Source organism: Nonomuraea sp. NPDC050536 (genome assembly GCF_044457685.1).
GTDB lineage: Bacteria > Actinomycetota > Actinomycetes > Streptosporangiales > Streptosporangiaceae > Nonomuraea.
Window position 1 is genome coordinate 1 of record NZ_JBITHD010000034.1, and the last position, 23,366, is coordinate 23,366.

Consider the following 23,366-nt stretch of genomic DNA (forward strand, 5'->3'; position numbering starts at 1 on the left):
ATCCAACCCCGAGACCCACTCCTGGAGATCATCGGGCGTTAACTCATCAGGCATGCGCCCACACCACAGATCACAAAACCTGGCTGTAGTACTAGTCCTCGGGCAGGGTCTGGCCCAGTTTGCGTAGTAGGTCGGCGAGGGTGGTTCGCTCCGAAGCGGTCAGGCCGGAGAGCAGGCGGGTCTCGTTGTGCACGTGCGCGACGAGGACGTCGTCGATGACCTGCCGGCCTCGGTCGGTCAGCTTGATCAGCCGGCCGCGCGCGTCGTCCTCGGCGGCTCGGCGGGCGACCAGCCCGGCCCGCTCCAGTCGGTCCACCCGCTTGGTGACCGCCCCGGAGGTGACCATGGTCGCCTCGCACAACTCGCCGGCGGTCAGCTCGTACGGCTCGCCCGCGCGGCGCAGCGTGGCCAGCACGTCGAACTCGCCTCGGCCCAGGTCATATTGATCGAAGACGCGCAGGAGCCGCTCGTCGAGCGTCCAGTGCAGCCGGCTGATCCGCCCGATCACGTGCATCGGGCTGGGGTCGAGGTCCGGCCGCTCACGCTGCCACTGCGCGACGATCCGATCCACCCCGTCAGGGCCGGTGGGCGTTGTCATGCCTTGACTGTATCTTCCCTGGAAAGTAAGTTATCTTCCGTGGAAGATAACTTCCGTCGCGACCACGGCCGGCACGTTCGGTCCGGTTGCCGGACTCCTGCCTGACCGCGCTGGCCCCGTCGTGTGAGGCAAGCATCTGGTGACTGCCGACGCCTCCGAGGCGCTGCGCGCACGCCGCGCGGCGCTGCCTGAGTCCGCTGCCAGCCGGTTTGATCTTGCTGATGGTCGGCCGGCCGGCGTCTGGCTCTGGCGCGCGCTGAATCGCCGCTGTCTGTAACCGCTATCCGGAGCTGCGGATAGTGACCTCCGCTATCGAGGACTGGTTGAACGTGAACGCATATCTGTTGCCCGGTGACCGGTACTCCGGCACGGAGGGCGGCGCGGCATGAGGCTCCTTACCGCAGGTGTGACGGCGCTGGCGCCGGCGATCTGGGGGAGCACCTATCTGGTGACGACCGAGTGGTTGCCGCCCGACCGCCCACTGCTGGCCGCCACCGTGCGGGCGCTTCCCGCGGGTCTGATTCTGCTGACCTTCGCCCGCACGCTGCCGACCGGGATCTGGCTGTGGCGCGCCCTGGTGCTCGGAACGCTCAACATCGGCGCGTTCAACTTCCTGCTGTTCGTCGCGGCCTACCACCTACCGGGTGGTATCGCAGCAATGATCACGGCGGTGCAGCCGATGCTCGTACTGGTCCTGGCGGCGCTGCTCATCGGGGACAGAATCCGGTACGCGCACGTGGCGGCCTGCGTCCTCGGCGCAGGCGGTGTCGGTTTTCTCGTGTTCAAGGGGACGGCGGCACTGGATTTCGTTGGTGTGGCGGCGGCCCTGGCTGGGGCGGCCAGCATGGCCACCGGCATCACGCTGACCAAACTGTGGGGACGCCCGGACGGAGTGGGGCTACTTCCCTTCACCGGCTGGCAACTCACGGCAGGCGGACTCGTGTTGTTGCCCTTCACGCTTTCCCTCGAAGGGCTGCCGACCACCATCAGCGGGGCCAACCTCGTCGGGTTCGGCTATCTCATGTCCCTGGGCGCAGTCATCAGTTATGCGATCTGGTTCCGCGGGATAGAGAGGTTGCCGGCACTGGCGGTCTCCTTCCTTGCCTTGGGCAGTCCGATCGTCGCAACCATCCTCGGATATCTGTTTCTGCATCAGACGCTGTCGATTCTGCAGCTGGTCGGAACCCTGGTGATCGTCAGTGCCGTGCTGCTCGCGCAAAAGGCTCCGGCCCATGTTCTGCCTGACAACGACAACTCCGCGGTATCCGAACTGACGCACATATCAATCAGAGAGAAGAAATGACCACACGCGATGAACACCCATACTCGACCTTGAGATCATGGCTGGGTGTTTCTGTCATCACAGCCAGTCTGTTCATTTTCGTCACCACCGAGCTGATGCCCGTCGGCCTCCTTACTCCGGTGAGCACAAGCCTGCATATATCCGTGGGAGTCGCCGGGCTGATGGTTACCCTGTACGGCATCTCAGCCGGACTGGGCGTACCGTTCATCGTGGCCTGGACCAGGCGCGTCAACCGGCGCGTGCTGCTGTCCGCGCTACTGGCGATATTGGCCCTGGGAAACCTGATCACCGCCATCGCGCCGAACTTTCCGCTGGTCCTGACGACGCGGCTCGTCATGGGATTCGCCAACGGGGTGTTCTGGGCCATAGGCGTCAGCATGGCGATGCGCCTGGTTCCGGGACGCCACGCGAGCAGGGCGGCCGCGGTCGCGTTGTCCGGCATCTCGATCGCCACGGTGGTGGGCATGCCGCTGGGAACGTTCCTTGAAAGCCTCACCAGCTGGCGGACCACGTTTCTCATCTGGAGCGGCCTCAGCGCGCTGGTGTTCCTCGCGGTCGCTGCCGTAATTCCGTCACTGCCATCGGAGAACGCGGTTTCGGTCCGGGAGGTCTTCGCGCTCCCGCTCAAAAACGTGCGGCTACGTTTGGTGATGCTTACCGTCATCCTGTACGTGCTCGGCCACTTCGGGGCGTACACGTTTGTGCGACCCTTCGTGGAGAACAACTCATCCGCCACGCCCGCCTATATCACTGGATTGCTGATAATCTACGGTGCCGGAGGCGCGGTCGGAAACTTCATCGCCGGATACACCGTGACCAAGAACTTGAGGGCCACCTTCATTGTCGCCTGCGCGGGACTCGTGGCGTCCTTGCTGTTGCTACTCACCATCGGTCACGGGCAGGCCGGTCTGATCATCGCGGTGGCCCTCTGGGGAGTTTCCTTCGGCGCCGTGAACCTGAGCCAGATCAACATGACGCTCGCCGCCGCGCCCGACACCTTTGAAGCCGCCATGTCACTCAACACCTTGGGATACAACACCTCTATCGCGCTCGGAGCGCTTTTCGGCGGCCTGTTCGCCGACAATCTCGGTGTCAGAAGCGCCTTCTGGTTCGGCGTGGCGCTGACAGCGGCTTCCCTGCTCATCACCCTCAGCACCCGCCAGAAGACCACCCGCCCCATCCCCGACGACGCGTTGGCCGCCAGCGGATAAGCCATCAGGTGTCGTAGGAGCCGTCCCAGGGTTCGTAGAAGCCGAGATCGTCCGGGTAAAGCTCAGCGTGCTCTTCGCCTTCGAAGGTCTCGATGACGAGGCCGAACAGAACGTCATCGAACTCGTACCGGAAGGGCCGGACGGCGATATCGCCGAAGCGTCGGCCAGAGAGCGCGTCGAGCCACTCCGTCAGTCGGGCTTGGGCGGCGTCGACGGAGGCGAGGTGGGCATCGTCGGTCCCGGTGCGTTCTACGCGGGAGTCGAGGTGGTGCCCACCAGCATCGAAGGTGTGGAGGACGGCGTACCAGCGTTTGTGCGCTTGCCAGTCGTCGCCGTGGGTGTGGCCCTCGGGAAAGGCGGGGACGACGGAGCCGAGAAACTGGCCGCCGTCCCAATGGCCGATCGTGTCGGTGTGGTAGTCGGGTTCGTATCCGATGGGAATGATCTCAGGGACTGCCATGCGACGGGAGATTAGCCACCGGGTACGACAACTGCTCACCCGGAGGCCAGGCGGGTGCGGAATTCGGCGGTGGCGCTGTGGATCAGTTGGTTCATGTGCTCGATCTCGGCCTTGGTTGGCTTTCTGCGGAGTTTGATGTGGAAGGTGAAGTCGTCGTTCACGACGAGGTCTTCCAGGAGGTCGGGTGGAAGCCTGCCGATGACGAACTCGCGGCATGCCGTGAGGATCGCGTTCTGGATGTCCCCGCACCCGCAAGAGTGACCGGCGGTGATGGCGCCCAGGTGGCTGCGGCCGGTGATCGCGTCGGGGTGGGCGACATCCAGGATCGACAGGCCCGCCTCCACCACTTGTCGCGCTTCGGCCGGCCGTTCCTCGTGCTGTAAGAAGAGGCCGAGCGCGACAAGTGAGCGGCCGAGCAGTTCGTGGTCGTTGCCGCGATCAGCTTCGGACACGGCTTCGCGCAGGCGCTGCTCGGCTTCGGCTGTACGGCCGGCTTCCGACAGCGCCAGGCCCCAGTTCCGCAGAACCTGGGCGCGAAGCTCGGGGCGGCCGATCTCGTCCGCCCGGGTCAGCGCCTGGGCGTACGCATGCATGTCGCCGGCCGCCAGGGCCAGGCCGAGCGTCGCCATGAGCGCGTCCTCTCTCCTGCCCTGCCGGTCGTAGGAGGCGATCACCCGCTCGATCGTCTCGTCGCCGGCGTTCGCCAGGTAGATGAGCGCGTTGAGCGTCGTCTGGTGGTCGGGGCCGAACCGCGCCTCGAGGATCGCGAGCAGGCTGGTGAGGACCGCCTTGGTAGTCGCCGGGTCATGACCGTCCCGGGTCATCACCGTGAAGGCGATCTGATCGATGATCTCGTCCGGCAGTTGGTCGAGTCTCTGGAAAGCGGGTTCATCGCCGCCCGCGGCCACGATGATCTCCGCCCGCAGTGCCAGCGCGGTGGCGACTCTCTCGTGGCCGGAGCGCCAGAAGGTACCTACCGTCTCTTCGATGACCTGGCGGCCCTGACCGATGTCGCCGCGCCGGAGCAGCACGTCGGCCAGCGGTTCCAGGGCGAAGGCGTAGCCGGGATGCTCACGGCCGTAGAAGTCCTGCCTTTCGCGGAGATTGCGGCGAAGCTCGGTCTCGGCCTCGTCGAGCCGGCCGGCCATGGCCAGCGCGGTGCCCAGATTCAGCCGGTACGTCAGGTGGTCCTTGTACGCCTCACGGTCGCGCCCCCGGGGCTTGACGCACGCGCTGCGGAAGTACTCCACCGCTCGGTCGAACTGGCGGGCGCTGACCAGGAGGTTGCCGAGATCGCAATGGGCGGCCGCCAACTCGGGGCTCTTGCGGCCGTACTTCCGCCTGGCGGCCTCGAGCTCCTTGAGCATGAGCTGTTCGGCGTCGAACACTCGGCCCTCTTCCAGAAGGCCGTACGCGATATCGAGTGATGTAGGCATGAACGGACACCTGTTGTCGAATTGTTGATCGGCTGGCCGCGAAATGTCGGTGAGAACCTACACCGCTGGATCAGGCCAGATCGGCCCAAGAGGCTGGGGATAACCGGTGCAGCTTGGCCAGCTCTCGGATCAGATCATGGTTGTCACCTTGCCCTGTTGCATGACGAAGGTGACTTGGCGGAGGGAGGCGATGTCGTCCAGGGGGTTTCCTGCGACTGCTACGAGGTCGGCGTGCTTGCCGGGGGTGATGGTGCCCGCGTGGGCCTGGATTCCGAGGACGGTGGCGCCGTGCAGGGTGAGGGCGCGGAGGGCGTCGGCGGGTGGCATGCCGTCCTGGACCATGAAGATCGGCTCGTCGGCGTTGTCTGGCCGAGCGCGGCGTTCCCGGCGCTGACGGTGATCAGCCCGGCGGCCAGCGCCTCGGGAGGCAGCGTGAGCAGCCGGTACAGCGCGCCCCTGACCTTGAACGACCCCGAGTGCTGCAGGCACTCGGCCTTGGCGAACACCGGGCACCCGACGAGGGCGTCCAGCGCCTAGGAGAACAGCACGGGAGTCCTGATCACCTGGCCGCGCAGCGCGTCGCGGGCGCGGCGGACGTCCTCGATCGTTGGGCTCATGGCGTCCTGTAGGCGGCGACGGCCTCGATCTCGACCAGGGCCCCGGGGTGCAAATGGACGCCGAGAGCCGAGCGGGCGGGATAGGGGCGGCTGAAGTGTTCCTCGTAGACCGCGTTGAAGGCGGCCCAGTCCGCGATCGAGGACAGGAAGACCTGGCACTTGACGATGTCGTCGCGGCCGAGACCGTGCTCGGCGAGCACCGCGTCGAGGTTGGCCAGCGCCTGGCGTGCCTGGGCCGCCAGGCCCTCGGGGAGGCTGCCGTCGGGCAGATAGCCGAGCTGGCCGGAGACGAACAGCAGATCGCCTGCGCGCCGGGCCGGTGAGTAAGGAGCGGGTGGTCGTGACATGCCATCGACGCTAGATCCGCCCGACTCGCCACCGCCTTGTGTCGGAGTCCACAGTACGGGCCCCGCTTTCTCGCGCGAGCACAAGAATCCTCCGCAAGAGAGACGTCATCCGCGCTCTTGTCGAGCGGCCCGCCGGGAACCGGGATCGAGGTCCTGACCCCGGCAGACCTGGACCTGCCCGTCGGCACGCCGGTCATCCTCGGCGATCCACAGGCTGTGGACGACCGCCGTATCGTGCTCGCCGCAGCGGCCGGCGTCAATGTGCATCCCAACACGTTCCGCTACCGGTCGAAACGGATCAGCGAGGTGTTCAGCCTTCTGATGGCCGAGCTCGAGCTGCGGCTGCTGCCCCGGGAGCGTTAGCCCTGCCCGGGGCCGCCGCCCACGCGGTCGTACACGTCGGCCTCGAACGCCTCCAGCAGCTGCTCGCACTCGGCGACCTTGGCCGTGGCCGTGTCCCTGCCGGGCGCGCCCATCCAGTCGCGCTGCTCGACCTTGCGCAGCCAGCGCTTGAGCTTCTCCAGGTCCTGCCGGATCTCCTCGGCCTCTTCGAAGGTGTAGTTGCCGCGGAAGCGCTCGAACTCGATCTCCTTGAAGAACTTGGTCTCGCACTCCTCGACGATCTCGGCGTACTCCTTGGCGGAGTTGTCCTTGAAGGAGGTGACCAGCATGCTCCGCTCCTGGTCGGCGACATCGTTGAGGACGAAGTGCATGCTCTCGCCCTCGAGCTCGGCGATGCGCGCCCGGATCTTGTCCAGCCGCTCGCGCACGCCCGGCCGGTCGGGCAGCACGCACACGGCCTGCTGGATGTAGAGGGCTCCCATGCGCTTCAGCTCGCGCCAGACGGCGACCCGAGCCCGCGAGGTGGAGGAGGGCACGCGGTAGACGAGCAGGAGGAACCGCTCATCAGGGACCTCGCCGGACGTCATGGGCCCACATCTTATCCATTGACAATCTCGCCGCTAGGGTTGAAGCATCTGTTTCATGAAACTATCGTTACATCTAAAGGAGGTGTGATGAGCGGTGCGACGTGGGGTCTGGTGACCTCGGTGTTCGTGGCTTCGGTCGTGGAGTTCGTCGAGGCGCTGACCATCGTCCTGGCGATGGGCGTCACCCGCGGCTGGCGTTCGGCCATGGCCGGGGTCGTCGCGGCGCTGGTCGCGCTGGCGGCCTTCACCTTCGCGGCCGGGTACGCGCTGCGGACCTGGATGCCGGAGTCCCTGCTGCAGCTCGTGATCGGCACACTGTTGCTGATCTTCGGCCTGCAGTGGCTGCGCAAGGCCGTGCTGCGCTCCTCGGGGATGAAGGCGCTGCACGACGAGGAGGAGGAGTACGCCACGCAGCGCGCCGCCGCCCGCGAGGCTGCCTCCAGCCGCCACTTCGGCCTCGACAGCTTCGGGTTCGTGGTGTCGTTCAAGGGCGTGTTCCTGGAAGGCGTCGAGGTCGTCTTCATCGTGATCACCTTCGGCCTCAGCGCGGGCGACATGCCCGCCGCCATCGCCGGCGCCGGCGTCGCTGGACTGCTCGTCGTGATCGTCGGCTCGATCCTGCACAGGCCGCTGTCGATGGTTCCGGAGAACACCCTCAAGTACGGCGTGGGCCTGCTGCTGGCCTCCTTCGGCGCCTACTGGGCGGTGGAGGGGCTGGGAGTCTTCCTCGGCGGACGGCACCTGGAGTGGCCCGGCGCCGACTGGGCCATCCTCGCGCTGCTGGCGAGCTGGATCGTGGTGACGCAACTGCTGGTGCGCCGGCTCGCCGGCGTCAGGAAGGCAAGGGAGGTCGCGGCGTGATGAGACTGCTCAAGGGCTTCGCCAAGTTCTGGTACGACTTCATCATCGGTGACGACTGGAAGATCGCCGCCGCCGTGGTGCTCGCTCTCGCGATCACGCTCGGCGTCGCACTGTCCGGCCTGCTCCCCCTGACCGCCACGGCCGTGGTCGGCGGTGCACTCCTCCTGACCTGCTTCGTCGTGAGCATCCTGGTGGACACCAGAAGATGATCGAGGAGGCCGGCATCCCGCTGCGCCACTTCGTCCTCCACACGGACGAGCAGACGCTGAAAGACCGGATCGAGCACGACACCCCCGAGATCCGCCCCTGGCGGCTCGCGCATGTGCCGCGCTACTTCGAGGCGTTGCCGTGGCTGTAGAAGCAGGGCGACCTGCTGGACACCACCGAGCTCACCCCGGCCCAGGTCGCCGCGGAAATCGCGGCGAGGTCGCGATGAACACTCACCCTGAGGCCCAGGTGGTTCGCCTGGGCCTCAGGGCGGTGGCTACTTGCCGGTGCCGAGGTGTTCGCGGATGAAGGTGGTGGCGAGTTCGAGGGCGGCCTTGTTCGCGTGGGTGTCGCGGAGCAGGTCGACCATGACGAAGTCGTGGACCATGCCCTGGAAGCGGACCGCGGTGACCGCTACGCCGGCTTCGCGGAGCTTGTTGGCGTAGGCCTCGCCCTCGTCGCGCAACACATCGGCTTCGCCGTTCAGGACCATCGCCGGGGGTAGGTCCCTGAGCTGGTCAGTGGTTGCGCGCAGCGGCGAGGCGTGGATCTCGGCGCGCTGGGCGGGGTCGGTCGTGTACTGGTCCCAGAACCACTTCATGCCGTCGCGGTTGAGGAAGTATCCAAGCGCGAACTGGTGGTAGGAGCCCGTGTCGAAGTCGGCGTCGGTGACCGGGTAGAACAGCACCTGGGCCTTGAGCCGGACGTCGCCGCGCTCCTTGGCCATGATCGCCAGGACGGCGGCCATGTTGCCGCCCACCGAGTCACCGGCGACGACCATCCGGGAGGCGTCCAGGTCCTTCTCGGCGCCGTGCCGCATCACCCACTGGGCGGCGGCGTAGTTCTGCTCGATCGCGGTCGGATACCTGGCCTCCGGCGAGCGGCTGTACTCGGGGAAGACCACGGCGGCCCCGGACCGGGTGGCCAGCTCGCGTATCAGCCTGTCGTGGGTGTTGGCGCTGCCGAAGACCCAGCCCGCGCCGTGGATGTAGAAGATGACGGGCAGGGTGCCCGTCAGCCCCTCAGGCCTGATGATCTTGACGGAAACGCTGCCGGTGGGACCGCCCTCGACGGTGATCCATTCCTCGGCGACGGCGGGCTTCTCGACACCGGCGCCGGACTGGAGGTCCTCCAGAATCTCCCGGCCCTTCTCCGGCGGGAGCTGGTAGATGTACGGCTCCTTGCTGGTGGCGTCGGCGAACGCCTGCGCGGCGGGCTCGAGAACGACCTTGTTTTCAGCCATGAGTGATTCCCCGAGATACTTCAGCGGATGCTGCGGACCGGCAAGTACGACTGGGTCAGAAAAAGGCGCAGTACGCAGAATGCCCTACTCCGACCTGCGGAAACGCGGATCTACCGAACCATCGCCCAGCCCCCATCACGCCGCGACTGTACGGCTCCCGCTGCCAGCCCTCGGGCGGCCGATCACGACGTATCTTTCGTCGTCGACGGGATGACCCCACAACAGCGGATCGCTGAGCTGTTCGACATGCACGATGTCGGCCCGCGACTCCAGCGCCTCGATCAACTGTGACGCGGGGACTCCGCCGAACCAGGGCAGCTGCGGAGCGCCGGACGCGTAGGAACCGTCATCGCCCGCGGTGTGCCATTGGCCTTCCACGAGGACCAGACGCCCGCCGGGCCTGAGCAGGCGGAGCCACCGGCCAAGGGCGGCATCCGGGTCGGGCAGCGTCCAGACGAGATGCCGGACGAGGATCACATCGAAGGCGTCGGAGACTGGCGGGTCGGCGGCATCGCCGACCGTCAACGGCACGGTGAAGCCCGCCGTGGACAGCTTGCGCCTGGCCTGGTCGATCATCCGGGGTGACAGATCGACCCCGGTGGGACGGTGTCCGAGCTCGCAGAGCAACAGGGTCAGCGAACCGGTCCCGCAGCCCAGATCGAGGACGTCGGCCGGGGCGTCGGGCAGCCACTCGTCCAGCCGTCGCATCCATGCGGCACGCACCTGCGGATCTCGAAGACCGTGGTCGGCTTCGTCGTCGAAGGTGTCCGCCGAGGCATCCCAGAAGGCCGCGATGGGCGCGAGGTGTGAGGTCGGCATGGGTCGACTCTCGCAGGTGGCACTGACAAATCGGGTCGCCGGGCAGACGAGCGGTTGGCACGCTAGGGGCAGTGTTGGACGGTCGTAGGGGAGGGCGCGATGAAGATCGAGTGGGACGGACGGCGGTCGGTGGCGTTCGAGCGGCTCCGGGGTGGGAGCAAGAAGGGGGCCTATCGGGTCACCTTCGATGACGGCGCCACGGCGGTGCTGTACTCGTGGCGCGATGGGGAGAACTACTGGCCCGAGGCGGAGGGCGAGGTGGAGCCGTTCGGTGACGCCACGGGGCTCGGGTTGTTCCTGGCGGCGCACGAGCGGTTGACGCGGGTGGGGGTGCGGGTCCCGGAGGTGTACTTCGTCGACCAGAGCAACGAACTCGCCCTGATCGAGGACGTGCCGGGCGGGAAGCTCGAGGAGTCGATGGATCCCGAGGTGCTCGGGAAGCTGGGGGACAGCCTGCGGCGGATGTGGGAGCAGCAGGCGCCGTGGTTCGGCAAGATCGGGGATCCGGTCCGTACCCAGTCGGCGGTCGGGGTGGTGAAGCAGCGGGCGCTCAGGCATCTCGATGAAGCGGCCAAAAGAGTGGCAGAGATCGGGGACGCGCGGGAGCGGCTGGCCGAGATGGTGGAGCGGCTGGCGGGTGACATCCAGCCCAAGGAGGATTACCGGCTGATCCATGGGGAGCTCGGGCCCGATCATGTGCTGATCGACCGGCGGGGCGATCCGGTGGTGATCGACATCGAGGGGCTGATGTTCTTCGACCTGGAGTGGGAGCACGTCTTCCTGCGGCTGAGGTTCGGTGACGACTATCGCCACCTGGAGGTCGACGGGCTGGACGAGCGGCGGATGAACCTCTACGGCCTGGCCATGCACCTGTCGCTGGTGGCCGGGCCGTTGCGGTTGCTGGACGGGGACTTCCCCGACCGTGAGTTCATGCTCGAGATCGCGCGGTACAACGCGGAAAAGGTACTTGCCTGGGACCGGGAAATCGATAACCCTTAGGAAGGTTTCCTATTTAAAAAGCTTAAAGGGAGCGTTAGGGTGATAGAGCGCTTAGTGGCCGCACTCGCCCTGGCCTTGGTCGCCGCCTGCGGGACGGCCAAGGCCGACGATCCGGTCAACGCCGAGGACGTGATGTTCGTCCAGATGATGGTGCCGCACAACCATCAGGGCATCGAGATCGTCAGGATCGGGTCGGAGCGCGCCACGAACCAGCAGCTCAAGACCATGGCCAAGGCCATCGAGACCACCCAGCAGGACGAGGTGGAGGCGATGCTGCGCTGGCTGCACGCATGGGACCAGCCGCTGCAGGCTCCGCAGGGAGCCCACGCGCATCACGGCGGAATGCCCGAGACCGACCGGAGGCAGATCGCCGCGTTGACGACCTCCAAGCACTTCGAACGGGACCTCGTCAACCTGCTCGTCGCCCACCAGGATGACGCTATCCGGATGGCCGATGCCGAGGTTCACGGCGGCGCCAATCCGACCGTCAAGGACTACGCCAGGCGCGTCCAGCAATCCCGGAAGGCGGAAATACAGCAATTGCTGGCCATGCTCAAGCAATAACCAGATTTGTCCACATGTGGACGAGTTGCTAGGGCCTACCCAGATGGTCAGTATCCGCCCCTCCGGGCGCTGGCAGAACATGGAGCGTTCCGACGGTCCCGAGGGGGGATTCCATCGTGCTGCCCAGCTATGAACAGCTCTTCGGCGACCTCGACTTCCGTGAGGGAGACGAGGCCCGTTCTGTTTACTCGCCCGCGGCCTACCTGGTCGACCTGCTGCGCCTGCTGGAGGGCGCCTTCGAGCACAGCCGGCTGCTCGAACGCAGGGCCGATCTGAAGGACGTGGTGCTGGACGCCAAGAACACCTTCACCGAGTCCCCCTACCTCGACATCGTCAACGAGGTGCTGGAACGCCTCGTCGACGACGACGACCCGTACGGCACGCTGCGGACGCGCAAGCACCCGTTCTGCCTGCCGTTCTCGCTGGAGAACGAGCAGCTCAAGCGCTACCTGCAGCACCTGCAGGTAGACCCGGAGACCCTCTACCGGCTCTTCGGCGCGGACGAAGACGAGATCGCGCGGCTGTGCCTGGGCCTGTCGCAGGAGGACGCGGCGGTCGTGACGATCCCGGTCACCGCCGAGACCGCGCTGCGGGAGTACTACGGCGGCGCGTCGATCGACGACCTGCAACTGGTCGAGCGCTTCCGGCACGCCACCGGGCTGAGCGCGGCCGAGCTGCGCGAGCTCATCGAGGTGACGATCTCGCCGGACGAGCAGCAGCTGCTGCACGACGGCGGTCCTGTCCCGTTCGACTGGTTCGAGCGCGTCAACAGGACGGTACGGCTGGCCAAGCGGACCGGCCTGAGCCTGACCGACCTCTACCTGGTGCTGACCACGTGCTGCGCGGGCCGCCTGGACCAGCCCGCCCTGCGCACGATCGCGACGGCGACCAGGCTGATACGCGGGCACGGCCTGTCCATGGCCGACGTCTGCGGCTTGGCCGTACCGCAGGGGGAGCAGGTCGGGATGTCGGAGGCCGACATCGCGTTCGTGGTTCAGCGGTTGGAGCCGGGGCTGTTCGACGGGGGGAAGGTCAGCCCGCAGGGGGTGCCGCCGCTGCAGCGGGTGGCGCGGCTGGTGGCGATCTTCGGGGTGCCGGTGGCGGAGCTGTTCGGCGTGCTGGACGCGCTGGTGGGCCAGGGCGAGGACCCCTACCGGGCGCTCAGGACCGGCGACGGGATGCTCGCGCTCGCCGAGGAGCTGTCGTCGATCATGCGCTGGATGCAGGACGGCGGGTTCGGCGCGCAGGAGCTCAACGACATCCTCGGCGGCAGCGCGGCGCAGGCCGACGGCGAGGAGGACGCGGTCCTGGAGAACCTGGGCAGCGGCTTCGAGGAGGTGGCGCTGGCGCCGGAGCTGTTCGCCTCGTCCAGGTTCGGCGAGCGGGCGTCGGAGGCCATCCACGACATCGTGTCCGCCTACGACGATGGAGTCGTCTCGCCGACCAATCCAGCGCTGATCCGACTGGACAGGGACAAGGCCGCGGGCGCCGCCTACGACGCGATCACCCAGCTGGGGCACATCGCCCAGCAGGACTTCCAGGAGCTGGGGCTGGACGAGCGGCTGACCGGCAAGATCTTCGCCAACCTGGTCTTCGCCGGGCACCTCGACGCCGACGGCACGCTCAACGACAGCCAGGCGCCGATCGCGAGCGACTTCGAGGGGTTCAGGGAGGCGCTGTTCAAGCTGATCGGCACGCTGACGAACGGCACGGCGGTGCTCTACCCGTCGGACCTGGGCGAGCTCATGGGGCTGGAACGGCAGGCCGAGCTCTACGACAACCTGATCTTCAACGGCTACCTCGACAGCGAGGGCGAGATCCTGGATCCCGAGTTCTTCCAGGGAGAGAACGCCGAGGCGTTCGCCGTCAACGCGGACCTGGCCGACGTGGCGCCTGCCGTATTCCAACTGCTACAGGAGCGGAGGGCCAGGTTCCAGACAGACCCGCTGGTGGCCGCCGTCACGGAGCCGAGGCTGCTGGAGAGCCTGCATTTCAACGGCTATATCGACCAAGAGGGGAAATATCTGGATAAGGCGGGATTGCTCAATACCCGGCTCCAGGATTTCAACCTGGCCATCGAGTTCTACCCGCAGCGGCGCAGGATCCTGGAAGCGCTCAAGGAGCAGGTCGCCGACTTCAGGAAACAGCTCTACACATTCGTGGCCGCGGATTTCACGGACGTGGCCGACGAGGCCTTCTCGGGCCGGATCATCGACGCGATCGACGGCACCGAGCTGGGTGAGGGGCCGTTCCTGGACGCCGAGCGGGCGGTGATCGAGCAGCGCATCGCCGAGATCGCGAAGGACCCCGAGCCGTACCGACTGAACCTGGCGGCGATCACCGAGCTCGGCTTCGACGACACCGAGCGCGCCGCGCTGGTGGCCATGCTGACCGCGGCGGGGAACCTGGACGAGGACCTGGCAGTGCCGGAGGAGCGGCTCGGCTACTTCCACAACGTCGGCAACGCCCTGGACTTCACGCTGCCCGGCATGGAGGACTACAGCAAGGACGTCTTCTTCCTCCTGCACACCGTCGCCGTCGAGCTGACGGCCGGGACGGCCGAGATCGTCGAGGCACTGGAACGGCAGGCGGACAAGCAGCGCCAGGCCCTGTTCGGCGTGCTCGCCGATGCGTTCGGCGTGCCCACGGCCACCGCGCAGGCGATCTGCGTGGCCGTGACCGGTGGTCAGGACGAGGCGCTCGAGGAACTGGCCCATCCACAAAAGCCGAAATATCGGCGGATGCGGCGCTTTGCGCTGCTGGCGGCCAAGCTGGGGCTGAGCCCGGATCAGGTCGAGGTCGCCTTCAAGGAGCAGGATCTGGTCGAGAAGTACCCCGAGTCGCTGGCGCTGCCTCCGGGCGTGGACCGCTTCGACGCGCTGCTGGACAGCGCCGACGGCAACGTCTACCTGTTCGGCCCCGACGGCTACTGGACCTACTCCAAGGCCACCCTCCGGCTGACCGACCCTACCCCCAAGCCGCACCTCGGCGGGATGGCCAGGGTGGATGCGGCCTTCGTCCGTCCGGACGGTGAGGAGTGGATCGTCGGCGGGCCGCAGGCCCTGGTCAGGGCGCCGGGCAGCATCCGCTGGGCGGCCCGCGACCAGGTGTGGGGCAAGGTCAGGAACGCCTTCGACGACGTACGGAAGATCGACGCCGCGTTCGTCGACAGGGACGGCCGCACCCACGTGATCAGCGGCGACCAGTTCGTCCGCTACTCCACCAGCGACTACACGGTCGTGGACGAGGGTTTCCCGCGCACTTGGGAGGGCCCGATCCCGCTCTTCCAGGACCGAGAAGGGCGCTTCCATTACCCGACCGAGCCGTGGGGCCGCATCAGGAACGTCTTCGAGCAGGCCAAGCCCGTCGACGCCGCCTACACCGACGGCTCGGCGCACTACCTGGTCTCCGGCGACCAGGTCGTGCGCTACTCCGACGACCTGGAGAACGACGGCGTGTGCGTGGACGACGGCTACCCGCAGCGCTGGCGGGAGACCGGCGTGCGGGCCACGTTCAAGGACGCCGCCGGGGTCCTGCACCTGATCAAGGAAGGCGACACCTGGGGCGCGACGGCCCCGATGAGCGGCACGATCGACGCCGCCTTCGTCGGGCTCGACGGCCGGACCTACCTGTTCAGCGGCGAGCGCTACCTGCGCTACACCGGCGACGAGTACACCACGGTCGACCTGGGCTACCCGCGGGCGATCGCCGGCGACTGGGGCGGGCTCACCCGCGTGGACGCCGCCTTCGTCATGGACGGCACGACCTACCTGTTCAGCGGCGACCAGTACGTCCGCTACTCCACCAAGGACTACCGCACGCCCGATGCGGGCTATCCGCGCCCGCTGGCCGACAACTGGTGGAACGTCCCCGGCTTCACCACCGTGGACGCCGTCCTCACCGGCAGGGACGGCCTGACGTACCTGTTCAACGGCGACCGTTTCGTCGTCTACGACAGCAGGGAACGCTGGTGGTCGGAGCCCAGGCGGCTGGCCGAGCACTGGGACAGCATCCCGTTCAGCAAGGTCGACGCCGCCTTCATGGGCCAGGACGGCCGCACCTACGTCTTCTCAGGATCCAGCTATGTCCGGTACTCCGCAGACGACTACACCGAGGTCGACGACGGCTACCCGGCCCCGATCACCGGCCTGTGGGGCAGGGTCGTCAACAACGTGGCCAAGCGGGTGGACGCGGCCCTGGTGGCGGGCGAGGAGACGTACCTGTTCTCCGGCGACCAGTACGTCCGCTACCACGGCACCGACTACCGCTACGTGGCCGACGGCTACCCGCGCGCCCTGGCGGACCTCAACCAGGAGCCCCGGCTGGTCAACCTGCCGGTGACGCTCACCGGCGTGGACGCCGCGCTGGCCGACCGCCGCAACGTCTACCTGTTCTCCGGCACGACCTGCCACGTGGTCTCCGACAGCCTCCACCGCCGATACGACGTCGAGCCCGTGGGCTGCGCGTTCCTGGAGGACGGCACGCTCATGATCGAGCGCCCGGCCGGCTGGATCCGCAGCTCCTCCATCGAGGGCGACACCATCTCCGCCGCCCCGTATCGCCCCAGGACGCTCAGGAAGGTCCCCGCGCAGTTCCGCACCTCCCTGAGCACCGTGCTCAACGGCGCCGACGGCAACACCTACCTGTTCAAGGACACCGCCTGCTACGACGTGGACCAGGCCCGCGAGTACCCGCTCGCCGAGGAGTGGGCCCGCCCGCGGAACACGATCTATCAGAACAACGCGGTCGACGCCGCCTTCGTCGGCAAGGACGGCAAGACCTACCTGTTCTCCGGCGACCAGTTCTTCGTCGACGGCGGCGACCCGCAGCCCATCGAGCCCACCTGGGGCCTGACCAGCGTCCGCCTCGCCTACGTCCGCGGCGGCAGGACCCACCTCTTCGAGCACCCGGACGAGTCGGGAACCATCCGCTACCTCGTCGACGGCCTGCCCGGCACCACCGACGCCACCTACTGGGGCCAGGACGGCATCCCCGACGCCGTCCTGTGCGAGGGCGACACCATGCTGATGGTGTACGGCAAGCGGTGCCTGCCCTACGACGAGAAGGCCGCCAGGTGGTCCTTCCCGCGTCCCATCGAGCAGGTCTGGCACGGCCTGCGCCCGGGGATCAAGGCCGCCTTCACCGCCACCGACGGCTCGGTCTGCTTCTTCTACGAGGACGAGTACACCCGCTACGCCGACGGCGTCCTGTCGCCCCGCGCGCCCATCAGGGATCACTGGGGCCTGCCGCCGAACCCGATCACCACGATCGACGCCGCCGTCGTCCACCGCGGCACCACCTACCTGTTCTCCGGCGACCGCTACGTCCGCTACTCCACCGACGACTACCAGAACGTCGACCCCGGCTACCCGAAGAAGATCGCCGGGAACCTGCGCAAGGAGGAGACGTTCGCCAACCTGCCCGAGTCGTTCGAGGACGACGTGACCGGCCACCCGATCGACGCCGTGGTGGCCAACGACCGCAACGTGTACGTCTTCGTCAACGGCGCCTGCCACGCGGTGTCCAGGGTCGCGTCCGCCACCTACGAGGTGACCAGGTTCGGCCGGGTGCGCAACGTGCTGGTCGAGCAGGGCAGGGCCGACGCGGCGCTGGTCAGGGACGAGCACACGTTCGTGCTGGCCGGCGACCAGTACGTGCGCTACACCGGCACCGACTACCAGTTCGCCGACGAGGGGTATCCGCGGGCCGTCGACGGGTCCGCCGAGCTGGGCGCCACCGGGGACGGCTTCGACGCGGCGTTCTTCGGCACGGACGGCCGGCCGTACTTCTTCACCGGGAAGCCGGGCGGGACCTGGGGGAAGATCCGCAACGCGTTCGCGGACTCGCCGGGGCTGGACGCGGCCTTCACCGGGATCGACGGGGCGCTGTACGCCTTCCGCGGCGAGCAGTATGTCCGCTACGCGCACGACCTGGACGTCGTGGACGCCGGGTATCCACGGACGATCAAGGACGACTGGGGTGACCTGCCCGCGGACTTCGAGGCGGGCATCGACGGGGCGTTCTCCATCGACGGGCACGGCTACCTGGTCAAGGGCGAGCGGTACGTCAGGGATCGTACGCACGCGCGGACGTTCAGGAGCGGCTGGGCGGACGCGGCCGACCACCGGCTGAGCGACGTGCGCACGATCAGCGACTTCGTCCGCCTGGACGCGGGCGCGTTCGTGCGGCTGGAGGACCCCTACGGGTTCCTGTCCGAGCGGTTCGGCTGGGACCTCGACGAGATCAGATGGGCCAGGCGCAACAGCACACTGCTGCCGCGGCACGACGGGGAGATCGAGTTCCTGCTCCGGCTCGCCGAGCTGTTCGCCATGGCGGAGAAGCTGGGCAAGCCGCCGTCGAAGATCTACGGCGACGGCTTCTCGGGAGGCGTGGACCCATCGGTGGTGCACGACGAGCTCAACGTGATCAAGCGGGACGTACTTGTCCCCACCGTGATCGCGAAGCTGGACCTGCACACCTCGCGCGAGCTGTTCGAGCGCTACCTGATCGACGTGGACATGGGTCCCGCCGGCAAGACCTCCCGGGTCAGGGAGGCCATCGCCGCCACCCAGCTCTACCTGCACCGCTGCCTGCTCGACCTGGAGCAGGCCGACGAGCCTGGACGCGAGCAGATCAAGACGTGGTGGCGGTGGATGAAGAACTACCGCGTCTGGGAGGCCAACAGGAAGGTCTTCCTCTACCCGGAGAACTACCTGCGGCCCGAGCTGCGGGCCGGCAAGACGCCGGCGTTCAGTGCACTGGAGAGCGACCTGCTGCAGGGCGAGATCACGCCCGACAGCGTGCAGAAGGCCTACAAGCGCTACCTGGACGAGTACACCGAGGTGTCCAGGCTCGAGATCGCCGGCGGCTACGTCTACCAGGAGCAGGAGCCGGGCACCCGGCGGCTGGTGCTGTTCGGCAGGACCAGGACCGAACCCAGGCGCTTCTACTACCGCGGCGCCGAGTTCAGGGACGGCGAGAAGCTGTCGGCCACCTGGGAGCCGTGGCTCAAGGTGGACCTGCAGATCGACGCCGAGAAGGTGCACCCCGTGCACGCCTTCGGCCGCGTCTTCGTGTTCTGGACGGTCGTCGAGGCCGTGGCTCCCGAGGCGCAGAGCACCACGATCACCGTCGCGAAGGCGGACGCCAACAACCAGAACGTCTCGGCGCCGCCGCCCAAGCACCGGGTCAAGATCTACTACTCCTTCTACAACCTGAACCAGGAGTGGGTGGCCCCCCAGGTGCTGCCCGCCGAGGAGATCCAGAACGGGCCGATCACCGGCGCCACCCTGTTCGTGGAGGCCTCGCGGGTCGGCGACCACGACGCGATCACGGTCACCTGCACCTACACCGGGCCGAAGGGGCGGAGCAAGTCGTCCTACGTGCTCACGCCCGAGCTCTACGCGGTCAAGGTGGCCGACGCCGACCCGCCGGTCCAGGTGGCGCGGCTGGACAGCATCTTCGCCGAGCCCGTCGACCAGGCCGGCGTGGTGCGCTTCAACAGTCCGGACGAGGCGTGGCTGAGCGTCGACCACAAGGGCGGCAGCTTCCTGTGCCGGCCGATCACGGCGCCCTCGGGACAGGTCACCGTACTGCCCCTCAAGGGCAACGAGGACGGGTTGCCAACGACCTGGGACCGGGTGGACGCGGCCGTCGAACTGCCGGACGGTACCAGGGCGTTCTTCGACAACCAGGCCCACGTCTTCGTCCTGGTGCCGCAGGGCAAGACCGCGACGCGGCAGACCAGGCAGCCGATCGCCGAGCGGTGGGGGATCAAGGCCAACAACCTGACCAGGACCGGCGTGGTGGACGCGGTGCTGGTGCGCGGGAACCAGACGTTCCTGTTCTCCGGGCCGGAGTACTACCGCTACACCAACGGCAAGCCGTTCGGCCCGCTGGACGCCGGCTATCCCCAGCGGATCGAGGCGAACCCCGACAACCTGCCGCAGTGGAGCAGGATCGACGCGGCCGTGACCTGGAACGGGATCGAGTACTTCTTCTCCCGCGAACGGGGCGTCTTCCCGCCGGTGGACCGATGGCCGGTGAAGGCCGACTCGGCGATCGTGCTGCGTAACCACCTCTACCTGATCGCGGGCGACCAGTACGTACGGCTGACGCCCGAGGGGATGCCCGAGAAGGGCTACCCCAAGCCGCTGGCCAAGAACGAGGAGGGCCTGCCGCAGTCCGGGCCGGTGGTCGGGTTCGGCTACCGCAACGGCGCCTACTTCTTCGACAACGCGGCGGGCACCTACGCCTTCACGGGCGACAAGCCCCAGCCGACCCGGGACCTGGGCAAGGTCGACACCAACATCACCCGCACCGGCACCGTCGACGCCGCCTACGTCGACGGTGGCAAGCTCTACCTGACCAGCGGCACCGAATACGTCCGCTACACGCTGGACGGCGGCACGGTGCCCGACGCGATCGACGACGGCTACCCCAAGACCCTGGCGCGCCCGATCAAGGCCGTCTTCAGGAACTACGCCTTCTCCGGCGGCGACTACGCCATCTTGTCCGAGGGCGTCGAACTCGACGCGGTGAAGACGTTCATCCCGGTCAGCGAGAACTGGGGCGGGCTGCCCGACGGCTTCGCCGGGGCGCTGGACAGCGACAAACTGTTCCTGTTCACCGGCAGCGGTGGCTACGCCCGCTACTCCAAGACGGCCGAGGTCCCGGTGCCGTACGAGTTCGCGGCGCTGCCGCACGAGATCATCCGGCTCACCTCCAGCACCGCCTACAAGCTCAACAGGGAGCTCCTGACCGGAGGCGTGGACGCCCTGCTCGACCCGGCCACGCAGGAGACCGACGAGCTGCCCGCCTTCAGCCCGACCACGTCCAACCCGACCACGATCCAGGTGCTGCCCAAGGTGCACAAGGCGGGCACGCCGGCCAGCACGCACCTGGACTTCCAGAGCGCCAACGGCATCTACTACTGGGAGATCTTCTTCCACGCTCCGCTGCTGATCGCCGGGGCGCTCAACGAGGCGCAGCGCTTCGAGGACGCGCGCCGCTGGTACGACTACGTCTTCGACCCGACGGAGCCCACCAGGTACTGGCGGTTCCTGCCGTTCCTGGAGATCGACGTGGCGGCCCTGGTCGCCAGCTGTCGTAGCGAGGTCCACCGGCTCGGGCTCGAACCGCCCGGGCTGGAGCCGATCCTGATGAAGCTGGAGGCGCTGGCCCCGGCCTTCCAGCAGGTGCGCGACCTCACCGCCAAGGAGGTCGACTTCCTCGGCGGCCTGGCCGGCACCGGGCTCGACGGCATCGAGCGGACGCTGGATCCCGTCACCGCGGCGGCGCTGCTCGAACGGCTGGCCATGGTCAAGCGGCTGCGGCGCCAGTACGCGCTCATGGGCGACCGGGGCAGCATGCTCAAGGCCTACCTGGAGGACCCGTTCGACCCGCACGCGATCGCCGAGCTGCGGCCCACCGCCTACCGCAGGGCCGTGGTCATGTCCTACGTCGACAACCTGCTCGACTGGGGCGACATGCTCTTCCGCCAGTACACCGGGGAGAGCATCGACGAGGCCAGGATGCTCTACATCTTCGCCTACGACCTGCTCGGCGACCGGCCGGAGAACCTCGGCACCCTGGCGCTGGCGCCCGGGCGCAGTTACGGCGGCCTGGACGGGCAGGAAGAAAGCGAGGACGACAAGCTCTGGCAGCTCACCGGGGGTGGCGCCCTTCTGGAGGGGGCGGGCGCCATCCACGGCAGCATCGCCAACCGCTACTTCTTCATCCCGGACAACGCCACGTTCGCCGAGTACTGGACGCGGGTCGAGGACCGGCTGTGGAAGATCAGGCAGTCGCTCGACATCACCGGCGTCAGCCAGCCGGTGCCGCTGTTCGAGCCGCCCGCCGACGTGATGAGCCTGGTCCGCGGTGCCGCCGCGGGCGTCCCGGTCGACCAGCTGCCCTCATCGCTCAGGGCGGCGGTGCCGTACTACCGCTTCGCGTTCCTGTTCAGGAAGGCGCAGGACCTCGTCGACCGCGTCGGCCAGCTCGGCAACGACCTGCTCAGCGTGCTGGAACGGCGCGACCAGGAGGAGCTGACCCTGCTGCAGAACCGGCAGGAGGCCGCCATTCTCACCCTGACCAGGGAGATCAAGGAGGCCCAGGTCCGCGCCGCCGTCGAGACGCTGCACGAGCTGGAGGCGGCCAAGGAGGGCGCGTCCGGGCGGGTCACGCACTTCGAGCAGCAGATCGCCAACGGTATGACGCCCTACCAGCAGGCGCAGGTCGAGAATCTCACCAAGGCCGCGAACGCGCACTTCGTGGTAGCCGGGCTGAAGATCGGCTCGGCGGTGGCGTTCGGCGTGCCGGAGGTGCTGCTCGGGCCGTTCATCCTGGGCACCTCCTACGGCGGTGAGGAGGTGGGCCAAGCCCTGGACAAGGTGGCCGACGTCACGACCGCCTTCGGCGAGGCGTTCAGCGTGACCGGCGAGCTGATGGGGCTGGCCAACGAGTTCGCCCGGATGCAGCAGGACTGGAACCTGCAGCTCGGCATGGCCAAGGCCGACCTCAACCAGCTCGGCCACCAGGTGGCCGGCGCCGAGTACCAGCTGGCCGCCGCCCAGCACGAGCTGGAGGTCACCAGGCAGGAGATCGCCAACGTGGAGGCGGTCGCCGGCTTCCTGCGCGACAAGTTCGGCACCGCCGACCTGTACCGGTGGATGGCCGGCCGGCTGTCCACGCTCTACTTCCAGGCCTACCACCTGGCCTACGAGATGGCCCGGTCGGCCGAGCGGGCCTACCAGTTCGAGCGCGGCGTCGACGACACCTTCATCCAGCCCGTCTACTGGGACAGCCGGCGCGGCGGCCTGCTGGCCGGCGAGAGCCTCAGCCTGGACCTGGAACGGCTCGGCAGGGCCTACGTCGACGGCGACCACCGCGGCCTGGAGATCACCAAGCGGGTGTCGCTGCTGGCCCTCGACCCGCTGGCCGTCATCGCGCTGCGCACGACGGGACGGTGCGAGTTCGCCCTCACCGAGGCGTTCTTCGACCGCGACTTCCCCGGCCACTACCAGCGCCGCGTCCGTACGGTCACCGTCACGTTCGAGGGAGCCGACGGCCCGCTCGGCATCAACGCCACCCTCACCCAGCTCGACAACAAGCTCGTGCTGGCGCCCGACGCCAAGGCCGTGAAGTACCTGCTGGACCCCAAGGGCTCCCAGCCGGACACGCTCAGGGCCGACTGGCGCACCAGCGAGCAGATCGCGCTGTCGGACCTGGAGGAGGGCCGCGACAACAACGGCCTGTTCGAGCTCCGCTTCGACGACGACCGCTATCTGCCCTTCGAGGGCACCGGCGCGGTGTCCAGGTGGAGCCTGGAGATGCCGGCCACCGCGTCGCTGACCGACGTCACGCTGGTGCTGAAGTACACGGCCGAGCAGGGCGGCGCGATCTTCGCCCAGGCGGTCAAGGGCATGCTCAGGCCGTACCAGGCGGCCCGCTATCTCGACGTGGCCACCGAGTTCCCCGACGCGTGGGACGCCTTCACCTCGGGCGATACCGGCGCGCTGGAGCTGGCGATCACACAGCAGCAGCTGCCGGGCATCAGCGGCCGCCAGATCACCGGCGTCTTCGCCACCTATCAGGGGGCGCAGCCGCGCTTCCTGCTCAACGGCGACCGCAGGCTCACCCTGACCGACGGCAAGCTGCTCGCCACGCCGGGGCTGAGCGTGGGCGGTGCGCCCTGGATCCTCGTCCCGGACGGCGATACGGCCACCCTGACCGGTGTCGGCCTGGTGCTGACCTATCGAGCGCAGTGAC

The 23,366-nt window shown here is 67.8% G+C and carries 17 protein-coding genes and 1 pseudogene; 9 read left to right on the forward strand and 9 right to left on the reverse strand.

Annotation, left to right across the window (positions count from 1 at the left end):
* Window positions 1–91: 91 nt before the first annotated feature.
* Complete coding sequence (locus ACIBHX_RS49080; protein WP_397075506.1) at window positions 92–598, reverse strand: MarR family winged helix-turn-helix transcriptional regulator; 507 nt, start codon at window positions 596–598, stop codon at window positions 92–94.
* Between the two features lie 385 nt (window positions 599–983).
* Between ACIBHX_RS49080 and ACIBHX_RS49085 the strand changes: the two genes are divergently transcribed.
* On the forward strand, window positions 984–1,901 hold the full coding sequence (locus tag ACIBHX_RS49085) for an EamA family transporter (RefSeq protein ID WP_397075507.1): 918 nt from the start codon (window positions 984–986) through the stop codon (window positions 1,899–1,901).
* Window positions 1,898–3,112, forward strand: a complete 1,215-nt coding sequence (locus tag ACIBHX_RS49090) for an MFS transporter (protein ID WP_397075508.1) — start codon at window positions 1,898–1,900, stop codon at window positions 3,110–3,112. The genes ACIBHX_RS49085 and ACIBHX_RS49090 overlap by 4 nt, the downstream gene beginning before the upstream one ends.
* A 4-nt stretch (window positions 3,113–3,116) precedes the next feature.
* On the opposite strand, the gene ACIBHX_RS49095 is transcribed toward ACIBHX_RS49090, so the two are convergent.
* The 5 genes and pseudogenes from ACIBHX_RS49095 to ACIBHX_RS49115 form a co-directional block, all read right to left on the reverse strand.
* On the reverse strand, window positions 3,117–3,572 hold the full coding sequence (locus ACIBHX_RS49095) for a hypothetical protein (RefSeq protein WP_397075509.1): 456 nt from the start codon (window positions 3,570–3,572) through the stop codon (window positions 3,117–3,119).
* 35 nt (window positions 3,573–3,607) lie between these two features.
* Window positions 3,608–5,008, reverse strand: coding sequence for a tetratricopeptide repeat protein (locus tag ACIBHX_RS49100; protein WP_397075510.1), 1,401 nt, complete (start codon window positions 5,006–5,008; stop codon window positions 3,608–3,610).
* Between the two features lie 129 nt (window positions 5,009–5,137).
* The gene (locus tag ACIBHX_RS49105) at window positions 5,138–5,350 is read right to left on the reverse strand and encodes an amidohydrolase family protein (RefSeq protein WP_397075511.1); all 213 of its coding nucleotides are present in this window, start codon (window positions 5,348–5,350) and stop codon (window positions 5,138–5,140) included.
* Window positions 5,351–5,388: 38 nt separating this feature from the next.
* Window positions 5,389–5,538, reverse strand: a pseudogene (locus ACIBHX_RS49110) (pyridoxal-phosphate dependent enzyme); the annotation flags it as partial.
* Window positions 5,539–5,621: 83 nt separating this feature from the next.
* On the reverse strand, window positions 5,622–5,972 hold the full coding sequence (locus ACIBHX_RS49115) for a RidA family protein (protein WP_397075512.1): 351 nt from the start codon (window positions 5,970–5,972) through the stop codon (window positions 5,622–5,624).
* A gap of 117 nt (window positions 5,973–6,089) precedes the next feature.
* Between ACIBHX_RS49115 and ACIBHX_RS49120 the strand changes: the two genes are divergently transcribed.
* Window positions 6,090–6,335, forward strand: coding sequence for a hypothetical protein (locus ACIBHX_RS49120; protein ID WP_397075513.1), 246 nt, complete (start codon window positions 6,090–6,092; stop codon window positions 6,333–6,335).
* Here the strand turns inward: ACIBHX_RS49120 and ACIBHX_RS49125 are convergent.
* On the reverse strand, window positions 6,332–6,901 hold the full coding sequence (locus ACIBHX_RS49125; protein WP_397075514.1) for a Chromate resistance protein ChrB: 570 nt from the start codon (window positions 6,899–6,901) through the stop codon (window positions 6,332–6,334). The two genes, ACIBHX_RS49120 and ACIBHX_RS49125, sit on opposite strands and share 4 nt — an antisense overlap.
* 87 nt (window positions 6,902–6,988) lie before the next feature.
* Between ACIBHX_RS49125 and ACIBHX_RS49130 the strand changes: the two genes are divergently transcribed.
* The 3 genes from ACIBHX_RS49130 to ACIBHX_RS49140 are packed head-to-tail and all read left to right on the forward strand — an operon-like array spanning window position 6,989 to window position 8,120.
* Window positions 6,989–7,762 carry a COG4280 domain-containing protein gene (locus tag ACIBHX_RS49130; protein ID WP_397075516.1) on the forward strand — a complete coding sequence of 258 codons (774 nt, stop codon included), beginning with the start codon at window positions 6,989–6,991 and terminating at the stop codon, window positions 7,760–7,762.
* Window positions 7,759–7,971 carry a hypothetical protein gene (locus tag ACIBHX_RS49135; protein WP_397075517.1) on the forward strand — a complete coding sequence of 71 codons (213 nt, stop codon included), beginning with the start codon at window positions 7,759–7,761 and terminating at the stop codon, window positions 7,969–7,971. Before ACIBHX_RS49130 ends, ACIBHX_RS49135 begins: the two co-directional genes overlap by 4 nt.
* Complete coding sequence (locus ACIBHX_RS49140) at window positions 7,968–8,120, forward strand: hypothetical protein (protein ID WP_397075519.1); 153 nt, start codon at window positions 7,968–7,970, stop codon at window positions 8,118–8,120. The genes ACIBHX_RS49135 and ACIBHX_RS49140 overlap by 4 nt, the downstream gene beginning before the upstream one ends.
* A gap of 126 nt (window positions 8,121–8,246) precedes the next feature.
* On the opposite strand, the gene ACIBHX_RS49145 is transcribed toward ACIBHX_RS49140, so the two are convergent.
* Both ACIBHX_RS49145 and ACIBHX_RS49150 read right to left on the reverse strand, forming a co-directional pair.
* The gene (locus ACIBHX_RS49145) at window positions 8,247–9,212 is read right to left on the reverse strand and encodes an alpha/beta hydrolase (protein ID WP_397075521.1); all 966 of its coding nucleotides are present in this window, start codon (window positions 9,210–9,212) and stop codon (window positions 8,247–8,249) included.
* Between the two features lie 135 nt (window positions 9,213–9,347).
* Window positions 9,348–10,031 (reverse strand): class I SAM-dependent methyltransferase, encoded by a 684-nt coding sequence (locus tag ACIBHX_RS49150; RefSeq protein WP_397075523.1) that lies wholly within the window; start codon window positions 10,029–10,031, stop codon window positions 9,348–9,350.
* A 99-nt stretch (window positions 10,032–10,130) separates the two neighbouring features.
* Between ACIBHX_RS49150 and ACIBHX_RS49155 the strand changes: the two genes are divergently transcribed.
* The 3 genes from ACIBHX_RS49155 to ACIBHX_RS49165 all read left to right on the forward strand — a co-directional run bounded on the left by ACIBHX_RS49155 (window position 10,131) and on the right by ACIBHX_RS49165 (window position 23,365).
* On the forward strand, window positions 10,131–11,030 hold the full coding sequence (locus ACIBHX_RS49155) for a phosphotransferase (RefSeq protein ID WP_397075525.1): 900 nt from the start codon (window positions 10,131–10,133) through the stop codon (window positions 11,028–11,030).
* Between the two features lie 39 nt (window positions 11,031–11,069).
* Window positions 11,070–11,594 carry a DUF305 domain-containing protein gene (locus ACIBHX_RS49160; protein WP_397075527.1) on the forward strand — a complete coding sequence of 175 codons (525 nt, stop codon included), beginning with the start codon at window positions 11,070–11,072 and terminating at the stop codon, window positions 11,592–11,594.
* Window positions 11,595–11,710: 116 nt separating this feature from the next.
* The gene (locus ACIBHX_RS49165) at window positions 11,711–23,365 is read left to right on the forward strand and encodes a hemopexin repeat-containing protein (protein ID WP_397075529.1); all 11,655 of its coding nucleotides are present in this window, start codon (window positions 11,711–11,713) and stop codon (window positions 23,363–23,365) included.
* Window position 23,366 lies beyond the last annotated feature (1 nt).

Coding starts and splice junctions, on each gene's coding strand:
- ACIBHX_RS49080 (WP_397075506.1), bottom strand. CDS start 598: ATGACAACGCCCACCGGCCCTGACGGGGTGGATCGGATCGTCGCGCAG.
- ACIBHX_RS49085 (WP_397075507.1), top strand. CDS start 984: ATGAGGCTCCTTACCGCAGGTGTGACGGCGCTGGCGCCGGCGATCTGG.
- ACIBHX_RS49090 (WP_397075508.1), top strand. CDS start 1,898: ATGACCACACGCGATGAACACCCATACTCGACCTTGAGATCATGGCTG.
- ACIBHX_RS49095 (WP_397075509.1), bottom strand. CDS start 3,572: ATGGCAGTCCCTGAGATCATTCCCATCGGATACGAACCCGACTACCAC.
- ACIBHX_RS49100 (WP_397075510.1), bottom strand. CDS start 5,008: ATGCCTACATCACTCGATATCGCGTACGGCCTTCTGGAAGAGGGCCGA.
- ACIBHX_RS49105 (WP_397075511.1), bottom strand. CDS start 5,350: ATGGTCCAGGACGGCATGCCACCCGCCGACGCCCTCCGCGCCCTCACC.
- ACIBHX_RS49115 (WP_397075512.1), bottom strand. CDS start 5,972: ATGTCACGACCACCCGCTCCTTACTCACCGGCCCGGCGCGCAGGCGAT.
- ACIBHX_RS49125 (WP_397075514.1), bottom strand. CDS start 6,901: ATGACGTCCGGCGAGGTCCCTGATGAGCGGTTCCTCCTGCTCGTCTAC.
- ACIBHX_RS49130 (WP_397075516.1), top strand. CDS start 6,989: ATGAGCGGTGCGACGTGGGGTCTGGTGACCTCGGTGTTCGTGGCTTCG.
- ACIBHX_RS49140 (WP_397075519.1), top strand. CDS start 7,968: ATGATCGAGGAGGCCGGCATCCCGCTGCGCCACTTCGTCCTCCACACG.
- ACIBHX_RS49145 (WP_397075521.1), bottom strand. CDS start 9,212: ATGGCTGAAAACAAGGTCGTTCTCGAGCCCGCCGCGCAGGCGTTCGCC.
- ACIBHX_RS49150 (WP_397075523.1), bottom strand. CDS start 10,031: ATGCCGACCTCACACCTCGCGCCCATCGCGGCCTTCTGGGATGCCTCG.
- ACIBHX_RS49155 (WP_397075525.1), top strand. CDS start 10,131: ATGAAGATCGAGTGGGACGGACGGCGGTCGGTGGCGTTCGAGCGGCTC.